Origin of the sequence: Allobaculum sp. (genome assembly GCF_047010065.1) — a bacterium.
In the GTDB taxonomy this organism is placed as follows: domain Bacteria; phylum Bacillota_I; class Bacilli_A; order Erysipelotrichales; family Erysipelotrichaceae; genus Allobaculum; species Allobaculum fili.
In genome coordinates this window covers 18,256-28,609 of record NZ_JBKXLD010000017.1, presented here as the reverse complement: position 1 = coordinate 28,609, position 10,354 = coordinate 18,256, and the positions used below count along the sequence as shown (strand labels likewise).

The following is a 10,354-nucleotide window of genomic DNA, read 5'->3' as shown; positions in this document are numbered from 1 at the left end:
CCCTTTTATGAAGCTGCTCGAAGAAAACGAAGAAGAACAGCTCAACGCAGCCGTCGATCACTGCCTGGAAAAGGGGCTGACCGCGGTGCAGCCGGCGGATTTGAAAAGCGGAAACTGGAGACGCCGCCTGCCGCTCTATAAAAAAGCGTCTGAAAAAATCCGGATTCATCATCAGGTCAACATCAACGATCCAAAAGAAATGCGCGAATTCATGGGCGCGTTTGAAGCGTATCGCACTCCGACGCATACGTACGGTCCGTTCAAGGGCTTCGCGGATGGAGCGCTGGGCGGACGAACGGCCTGGATGCAGGAAGACTATGCGGACGATCCGGGCAATCGCGGCATCCGTACGATGGATGAAGCCGCGATGGACGCCTTCGTCCGTTCGTGCAAGGAACTGGACCGGCCGGTTGTCTTTCATGCGATCGGCGATCAGGCCATTCGCCAGATTCTCGATGTCTTTGCGCGCTATCAGGATGCCGAAAATACGCTTCGCTGGGGCATTTTGCACGTGCAGATTACTGATGCCGATCTGGTACAGCGGCTGATCGACCAGCACATCTGCGTTTACGCGCAGCCGGTATTCTGGAAAGCGGATCAGGCGGTCGTTGAATCGCGGGTCGGAAAAGAAAAGGCTGCGACCAGCTACGCGTTTGGAACGCTCAAGCGCGGTACGCACCTGTCCATGGGGACCGACTGCCCGATTGAAGACTGCGATGTGTTTGAAAATGCCTATTGGGCCCTGCATCTGCCCGATGCGCTGACGATGGACGAAATTCGATCGGCCGTAACCGAAGAAAGCGCCTATATGTCCCATCAGGAAAACGAGCTGGGAAAAATCGAACCGGGTTTTCTGGCCGATCTGACGTTCCTGGATCAGGAATGGACCGAGACAAGCCGTCCAGAGGTACTGGGCACGATGGTCAACGGAAAGCTGAACACAAAGTTTTAGCCGGTCTTTGTACATTCGCCCTGCGCGCCCGTTCTCGGTTTCCGATGCTTTGCATCCTGTTCTCTGCCAGCAGCTTTCGGTTCTCGTTTTACACATACAGAGTTCAGACGACGTCAAAAGACAGAGTCGAAAGGCCGAACGGAACACAGATCGAAAACGCTTTTTTCAGGGAGTTTTTGAGCGGGATGGGGCGAAATTTGGAGAAATTCCCGCCGGGCCGACGCCGGCGGGAGGCAAACTCTCTATAATGAGTTTTCAAAGTGGAGGATATGTCTATGAAATATGGAGCACGCCGCGTAAAAGAGATCAGCGCTCCGTCGTTTTCGGATCTGTTTGCGGCTAAGGAAGCCTATACGGCAAGAACGGGAAATTCCGTCATAGATTTTTCGATCGGATCTTCCAATATTCCGCCCTGCGACGCGGTAAAGCAGGCCATCGCGAACGCGTGCCTGGACGATGACAATTATCAGTATTCGCTCTCGCCCCGTGCCGATCTGCTTGAAGCCGTGCAGGAATGGTATGCCAGCCGCTATGGCGTTTCGCTGGAAGCGGAAGAAATTTTCCCGCTGAAAGGCAGCCAGGAAGCGCTTAGTCATATCCCGATGGCGTTATGCGATCCGGGCGATCTGGTTTTGCTTCCGGATCCCTGCTACCCGATTTACCGTACCGCGCCTTCTCTTGCCGGTGCGGACGTGTACTACATGCCGATGAAACGGGAAAACGATTATCTGATCGATTTTGACGCGATCCCGCAGGATGTCGCAAAGCGGGCGCGCATGATGGTCGTTTCCTATCCAAACAATCCGACCGGTGCCGTCGCCAACGACGCCTTTTATGAGAAGCTGGTCGATTTTGCCACCCGCAACGACATCATCGTGGTCCACGACAACGCCTACAGCGAACTGATTTTTGACGGCGAACCGGGCAAAAGCTTTCTGGCGTATCCCGGAGCCATGGAAATCGGCATTGAACTGAATTCCTTTTCCAAAGCCTATTCGATGGGCGGCGCGCGCATGGCGGTCATGGTCGGCAATAAGGATCTGATCGAACCGTACGCCAAGCTGCTTAACACCATCGATTTTCAGAGCTTTGCGCCGATTCATCAGGGCGCCATTGCGGCTCTGAAACAGTCCGGGGATTTCTCGCGGCAAGTCTGCGCGGAATACAAGCGCCGGGCTGAACTGCTCATCGACGAATTTGGCAAAGCGGGCTGGGCCATCGATCCCGTGAAATCGACGATGTTTGTCTGGGCACCCATTCCGGATCGCTATGTGGATTCTTCCGAATTCCTGAACGTTCTTCTGGAACAGACGGGCGTTCTGGTCAATGCGGGAACCAGCTTTGGCAAGGAAGGGGAGCGCTTCGTGCGTTTCGCCCTCGTTCGTTCGGATGAGGAAGTAAAGGAAGCTGCATGGCGGATTGCCGAGTCGGGCCTTTTCCGTTAAGACACGCGGAGAGGGAATGAATAAACAGAAAGAACGTCTTTAAGCACCTGGAAATCCAGGTGCTTTTTTGCGGTGCGCAACCTGCAGGACAGAGACAGTCGGTCGGAATGCGGGAGTTGAAGAGAATTTTTATGCATGCTATAAATATAGCCACGCGCAAAAAAGATTAAAAAATCCGAAAGATAAGGCTCGATCGGGCATTCTGCTTCGATGCATCGAGCCGGAAAGAAGGAGGGGACAGAGGATGAAAATGACAATTGCGGATCACTTTACCTTGCCGAAGATTTTACGGTTTGCTTTACCGAGCATGGTGATGATGGTGTTTACTTCGCTGTATACCATTGTGGATGGTCTGGCGGTTTCCAACCTGGTCGGCGATCAGGCCTTTTCCTCCCTCAACCTGATCTGGCCGGCGGTCGGGATGCTTGGTGCGTTTGGCTTCATGATCGGCAGCGGCGGCAACGCGCTCATCTCCAAGACGCTTGGCGAGGGCAAGCAGCAGCTGGCGTGTGAATACTTTTCGATGCTGATCGTATTTGAAGTGCTGGTCGGCATTGTGGTTGCGGCCGTTACCCTGGTCTTTCTGGAACCGATCAGCCGCCTTCTGGGTGCGACCGATGAGCTGATGGCCGACTGTATTTTGTATGGGGCTCCGCTTATTGCCGTTCAGGCGTTCTTCTTTCTCCATACGTCGTTTCAGTCTTTCCTCGTAACGGCGGGCAAGCAGAAACTGGGACTGGCGATTACGCTGTTTGGCGGCATTTCCAACATGGTTCTGGATTTTGCCCTGATCGGCTGGGGACACATGGGCATTTTCGGCGCCGCGGCGGCTACGGCGATCAACTGGATTACCAGTTCCATCATTCCGCTGATCTGGTTTTTCCGGCATAAGGAAGCGCCGATTCATTTCGTCCGCTTTTCCTGGCGCTTGAAGGCGCTTGGGCAGTCGTGCTTTAACGGCATCAGCGAAATGGTCACCAACCTTTCGGCTTCCTTTGTACTCATGCTGTATAACGGGCAGCTGATGCGGCTGATCGGATCGGACGGCGTCAACGCGTATGGCGTCATTCAGTACATCACGTTTCTTTGTACTGCCGTCTTCTTCGGCTGCACGATGTCCGTTGGTCCCTGCATCGGTTATCAGTACGGGGCGCAAAATCATAAGGAACTCAAAAACCTGCTGGGCATTTCCATGAAAATCACGATCGTCGGCAGTCTGCTCGTTTTTGCAGGCGCAGAAGTGTTCGCCCGCCAGCTGAGCATGGTTTTCGTTTCCTATTCGCCGACGCTGATGAATCTGACGATTCACGCGATTCGCATTTACGCGTTCAGCTTCCTGTTTACGGGTTTCAACATTTTGATGTCGGGCTTCTTCACGTCTCTCAATAACGGAGTCGTTTCTGCGATTCTTTCGCTGACGCGTACGTTCTTCTTTCAGACGGCCTGCATTCTCGGACTTCCGTTTCTCTTCAAGCTTGAGGGTGTATGGGTGGCATCGCCGGTTGCGGAAGGCCTGTCCGCCATTGTCGCCTTCTGGTATTTGTGGAAGATGAATCCGCGCTACGGCTACTGGGATCGTCCGCACGGCAAGGCTTTGGAATAAGGACATAGCTCAGATCGTTTGGCCGGAATTCCTGTTCTCCATAGATTTCCTATTCTGCTTTATTTCGCTTTCCAGAAATTCAGGCGGCTCGCCTCTGTTTTCGAACAGAAACGAGCCGCCTTTTTCCATGCGCCTCTGGGATTGTTTACCATATTTTACCTGCTGATTTACTGGGTTTTAGTCGATGCCAAAAGAGATGTCGGGATCGCCGCGCGTAAAGAGAAGGGATAAATTTGTCCTTTTTGTGCGATACATAAAGGTTGTGATCGTTTTTTCCCTGTGCATTTTTGCTTTTTGCCCAATTTACAGAAAAACACACGCGTTTTCGAATTCGACGAAAAATGTGACTTGATCCGAAAGCGCTTTCGGAATAGCGTAAAGGTACAGCGGTTTTAGTAAAACTGAGAAAGTCTGTCCTGCCGTCTGGCCTGCCGGAATCGAAACCAGGTTTTGGCAGCACGGGAGGGTCAGGACACGACCGCATCACCATAAGGAAAGGAAATTTATGCACAAATCTTTTCGAAAAGGAACGAGCTGTCTGCTTGCTGCACTGCTGATGGCTGGTACGCCGATGTCGATTCTTGCGCAGAGTTCCCCCGCTCCCGCGCAAAATGACGCATCCGACGACGGTTCGCAGGAAACGACAAAAATGGCCTCATTTGTCGACGGCTTCATGCCGATGACCATTCTGAGCGAACTCAAAGACGATGTCTGGGGCGTTCCTCTGGTCGGAAAACGCGACCAGGACAACGGTCTGGAAGACCGCACCCTGGCGAACTACTGCTACTGGGACGGCACCATCCTTAAGGGAACGGATGCCGAAACGGGCAAGGATAAATACTACATGTTCGCCTCCCGCTGGGATCAGGCCAACGGCCACAGCGGCTGGGGCGGATCAGTAGCGGTCTATGCGACCAGCGACAATCTGGAAGGCCCGTATACCGATCAGGGCATGCTCTGGCCGGATTACTACGAAGGCGCCGGTCATAACGTCTTCGCTTTTGAAATTTCCAAAACGGATCCAGCCTATAAGGAAGGCTATCGCTACGCGATTTCCGTCAGCGATACCGGTCTGCACGGCGATCAGATGAACGGATCCATTCATATTTCCAAATCGCTCGACGGACCATGGGAACACGTCGGAATCATGGAGACCGACGGCAAGTTCCGTCTGAGCAACGTTACCATTACCCAGCGTCCGGACGGCACGTATCTGGCGACCGGCCGTGACGGTGATATTGCCACTGCTGCTTCGGTACGCGGTCCTTGGACGACGCAGCGTCAGAAACTGTGGTGGGACATTCCGGGAATGAACACGAGCGCGCTGGAAGACCCGGTTCTCTGGTATTCCGACGGCATGTATCACATTGTTGTAAACAACTGGCAGGAAAAGTATGCCTACTATCTGACGAGCTACGACGGCGTTCAGGACTGGACTCTGCATACGGGTACAGCCTACAGCGCCGAAACGATGGCTCAGCATCTGCAGTACACCGATGGAACGAAAAACTCCTGGACCAAACTGGAACGTCCGGGCGTCTACATTGAAGACGGGACGCTCAAAGCCATGACGCTGGCCGTTATTGACTCTGAAAAGGACGATGACCGCGGCAACGATGAACATGGAAGCAAGGTTATCGTTATTCCCTACAACGGAAAAGCGCTCGCTGAAGTTGCGAAAACCGATGAATATACCCCGGCTTCGACAAACCGCAAAGGTCTTGCGGCTCAGTCGGATACCCATATTCAGTCCTGGGGTGAGGAAGCCGGAAAGAACTATGGTTCCGAAGCCTTCCTTCAGGTTCAGGGCAACGCTTCGCAGGGCCTGCTTGGCGAAAGCGAACGACCCAATTCCGATTACGACTGCAAAATTGCTTTCGTTCGCTATGCGTTAGATCAAAACACTCTGCCTTCCGATCTTTCCAGGATCGATGCGGATCTTTCGATCATTTATCAGTCCAGACATGCAGGAAGCGCCACAGAAGAAGTGCTGCAGGCGGCTGTGGCGGACTCGAACTGGGTCGCCGGCGATGGAACCGATAACGGCGGCGGAAGCACCTCCGTAGAAAACGCCGTGACATGGTACAACCAGCCGGCGGTAGACCAGGATCTTGGCAAAGCCGAATCAGAAACGTTCTCGGTGGATGATACGGATACGGAAGTTCGTATCCCGGTCGGCACACTGATTCAGAAGTATCTCGAGAAAAATCCGGATGTCACAGAAATCACGTTTGCGATCGCAACGAAAAACGGTACGCGCCTGCACATTGGATCGAACGAATCGTCCAATGACCAGGGTGTAAAACTCGTGTCCGCCTCTACACCGGAGACACCGGAAGTGACCGGCATTGCTCTCGACAAGGATGAACTCGATCTCCATCCGGGCGATACGTATTCTTTGCAGGTGACGATCACACCGGAAAATGCGACCAATAAAAAGGTCACCTTCACTTCGTCGAACCCGGCCGCTGCGACCGTCGATGAAAACGGAAAAATCACAGCTGTAGCCAAAGGCGGAACGACTATCCGTGCCGTCACAGAAGACGGCGGCCTCATGGCCAAATGCGGCGTGCGGGTAACACCCGTCGGCGCGACGATTATCGGTCTCGATTCCGTGACCGTATATACACCGTCCGGCTTTGATGCCCGTCTGCCGCAGACCGTTTCGGCAAACTGGTCTGACGATACAACGACGGAAGAAACCGTCGTATGGGATACCGAAGGCAAGTCTCTCAGCTCGAACGGAACGCTGGAAGGCACCGTAAACGGCACAGCGATCAAAGCTTCCTGCAAAATCGAAACGGTTTCTCCGCTGCTTTCCTGGGTAGTCGACTGCAACAACGCCGGCTCCCCGCGCTATTCCAAAGCCGTAGAAACCAGCCATATCCTCAACGAGACTTATGATCAGAAATATGATCCGGAAAACGGAAAGACATGGGGCTACGTCGAGGATCTTGGCAAACACAGCAGCTCAAGCGTGAATGACAGCTACGATTCCGGCTGGTACGCCTATAACAATCAGGCCATTCAGTACGCGTTCCCGCTCAAAGCCGGCACGTATTCGATCCGCCTTGGCTTTAAGGAATGGTGGAAAGATTCAACGTCCAGCCGAAAGATGGATATTTATATGAAGCAGGGCGATACCGAAACAAAACTCGGTTCGTCCAACACCTGGAACGGCGGCAACAACTGGAATACCTTCACCGGTCGGGCCACAGTTTCCGGCGACAGTGATTCGATTCTTGTCATTAGAAAGCAGTCCGGCCAGCCCGATCCGACGCTCGCTTTCATCGAAATTTCGAAAGTGCTCGATACCGACGCTCTGCAGGATGCGGTCAATGCGATCAAGGGACTCGATCTGAGCAAGGCTTCGGCAGCGGACATCAAGGTGCTTGGCGATCTGCATCAGTCCGCTCTCGATGCGCTGCGCAATCCGGAAACGACGCAGAAGGGTGTAGACGATCTGACCAAATCGCTTACCGACAAGATTCAGGACATCACCAACCCGGCGAAAACCTGGACCGAACAGGAAATTCAGGCCAACGACGGCATTCTTTACGTCTTCAACGCCGGAACTACGGATCCGTCCGTAACTCCATCCAATATCAAGCGCGGTCTGTATCAGTCTTCGGTTTCCCAGAAACTGAAAACCGATACGCTGACCGGTCTCAAATGGGGTCTCGAGGAAGACGGCGTACATTCCATTTCGGCCGCCGGCGGCAATTCCACCTCGCTTGAAGACAGCTATCTGTACACCAGCGATTCGATCGACTACGTCAGCGGAGAGTCCGGCTTCAAATTCAGCTTTGAACTTCCAGAGCGCGTCAATGACGATTACACCGTAACTCTCGGCTTCAAAAACCCGTGGGATACCCGTCCAGTCGATGTCGTTCTCGAAGATCAGACGGTAAAACCGGGTCTTACCCTGACCAAGGGTCAGCTCGTTGAACAGACCTGGGACGTTACCGTAAATGACGGCGAACTCAATGTATTCGTTCATAACCCGAACCGCACGAGCCAGTACGCCGACCCGCTGATCAGCTATGTCATCGTCAAGGCAACTCCGGAATGGACCAGCGAAACTCTTTCCGCTCTGCTCGCAAAACAGGCAGAAGACATGACCGATCGCACCTTCGGCAAGGACAGCCTCGACGCCTACAACGCCCAAAAAGCTGAAGCGCAGGCGCTCATCACCAAAGAAGGCGCGACGCAGGAAGAACTGCGCGATATGTACCGCGCGATGGAAAAAGCCTACGACAGCTTGAAGGAAACCTTCACCTACACGTCCTTTGGCGGCGATTCGAACCGCGCCTGGGTCGACAACAACGGCAATTACATTCAGGCTCACGGCGGTCAGGTCCAGAAACTGAAGATCGACGGCCAGGAAAAATGGGCGTGGTACGGCGAAGACCGTGCAAGCGGCTATACCCCGATGGCCGGTGTTCATCTGTACACGTCCGATGACCTGTACAACTGGACCGACGAAGGCGTTGTCCTCCGTACCGTTCCGGTGAGCAGCGAAGACTACGGAAAAGATCAGAATGAAGGCTACAAAGCCGATTACTCCATCTTCGAAACCGATCCGTATTTCAGCGCCCTCTATGGCGACTGCGGAGATCAAGAACCAGACGATCCGCAGTACGAAAACAAGGCGGAAGAAACCTACTGGAATCTCGCCAACGACCGCAGTGTCATGGAACGTCCGAAAGTCATTTATAACGAAGATACCGGCAAGTATGTCATGTGGTTCCACTCGGATGGACGTACCCCGTCCAGCGGCGGAAGCTACGGCCGTGCCCGCGCCGGCATTGCGGTTTCCGACAGTGCTACAGGTCCGTTCAAGCTCGTTTCCACCGTCCGTCTCTACGCGGCGGAACATGTATCCGATCATGGATCTGACGGTACCGGCGGTGCAGTCCGTGATATGAACCTGTTCCAGGACGAGGACGGAACGGCGTATGTGATTTACTCCTCGGATATGAACGCGACGATGTATATCGCCCGCCTCAATGACGCCTACACCGGACTGGCGAAGGATCGCACAGGCGGCGTGGACGGAACCGGACTGTCGGCAGAAGAAGTCGCCGCTACCGATTACACCCGCAACTTCATCAATTCTTCCCGCGAAGCTCCGGCCATGTTCAAATACGATGGCAAGTACTATCTGATGACGTCCGGATGCACCGGCTGGGATCCAAACCAGGCGCAGTACGCCATGGCGGATCATCCGCTCGGCCCATGGACCGTCGTCGGCGATCCTTGTGTCAATGACACGTCCAAGACAACATTCCATACGCAATCCACCTGCTTCATCCCGGTAGATCTGGAAAACGGCAAGTTCATTTACATGGGCGACCGCTGGACCAGAAGCTCTCTGGGCACATCCGGCTACGTATGGCTGCCTGTCGAAATTGGCAAGGACGGCAAGATGAGCATCCGCAGCGCGACCAACTGGACGCTGGAAGATCTCAAGGCTTCCGCTAAACTTTCCTTTACAGCTCTCGATGCCCAGATTCAGATTGCCCAGGCAAAAAATGAAGCGGACTACACGCCAGCTTCGTGGGCAGCCTTCAAGGCCGTTCTCGACGAAGTTGTCGCCGGCCGTGATGCCCTGAGCACACAGACCGATATCAATGCTGCAAAAGCCCGTCTCGAGCAGGCGATCGAAGGCCTTGTAGCTAAATCCAGCCTGAATGTGGATGCGCTGAGCACAGCGATTGTTTCGGCGGACAAGCTGATCCGCAGCGATTACATCGGCGCAACCGACTGGGATGCGTTTGATGAAACGCTCGCCAGCGCCAGAACCGCTCTGGAAAATAAGAACAGCCAGGACGAAATCGACGCTGCAGCCAAAGCGCTGAACGACGCGATGGATGCGCTGGTTACAAAAGCCAGTCTGAATACCACAGCACTGAGCGCCGCAATCGATCGAGCAGAAAAACTCGACCGCGACAGCTATGTGGATACGACCGACTGGGCGGCTCTGGATCAGAAAGTAAACGCCGCGAAAAAAGCACTGAGCGACAAGAACAGCCAGGCCGATCTCGATGCGGCGGCCAAAACGCTGAACGATGCTCTGAACGCACTCGAAAAGAAAGCCGTTCTGGACTACACGCTGATCGATCAGATTCTTGCCAAAGCCAATGCGCTCAGGACGGCAGACTTCGGCAAAGCCGGGCAGGATACGATTGCTGCACTGAAAGCCAAAGCACTCGAAACGAAAGATGCAGCAGACGATCAGGCCAAACTGGATGCCTCCTGCATCACGCTCAACCGTGCACTGCTCGCTCTGCGCAAAACGCCGTCTTCGGCAAACCTTCCAAAGTAAGGTTCAGAAGTACGTTTTAGAAGCAG

Annotated in this window: 4 protein-coding genes; all 4 read left to right on the top strand. The window is 54.0% G+C overall.

From position 1 onward, the window contains the following. The coding region (locus ACLUYS_RS02845) for an amidohydrolase family protein (protein WP_412658983.1) at window positions 1-952 on the top strand (952 nt) is incomplete at its 5' end. A 275-nt stretch (window positions 953-1,227) separates the two neighbouring features. Beyond that, window positions 1,228-2,397 (top strand): aminotransferase class I/II-fold pyridoxal phosphate-dependent enzyme, encoded by a 1,170-nt coding sequence (locus tag ACLUYS_RS02840; protein ID WP_230266882.1) that lies wholly within the window; start codon window positions 1,228-1,230, stop codon window positions 2,395-2,397. Between the two features lie 244 nt (window positions 2,398-2,641). Next, window positions 2,642-4,000: an MATE family efflux transporter gene (locus ACLUYS_RS02835; RefSeq protein WP_412658982.1), complete on the top strand. Its 1,359-nt coding sequence runs from the start codon at window positions 2,642-2,644 to the stop codon at window positions 3,998-4,000. Between the two features lie 505 nt (window positions 4,001-4,505). Further along, window positions 4,506-10,328 carry an Ig-like domain-containing protein gene (locus ACLUYS_RS02830; RefSeq protein ID WP_412658980.1) on the top strand — a complete coding sequence of 1,941 codons (5,823 nt, stop codon included), beginning with the start codon at window positions 4,506-4,508 and terminating at the stop codon, window positions 10,326-10,328. Window positions 10,329-10,354 lie beyond the last annotated feature (26 nt).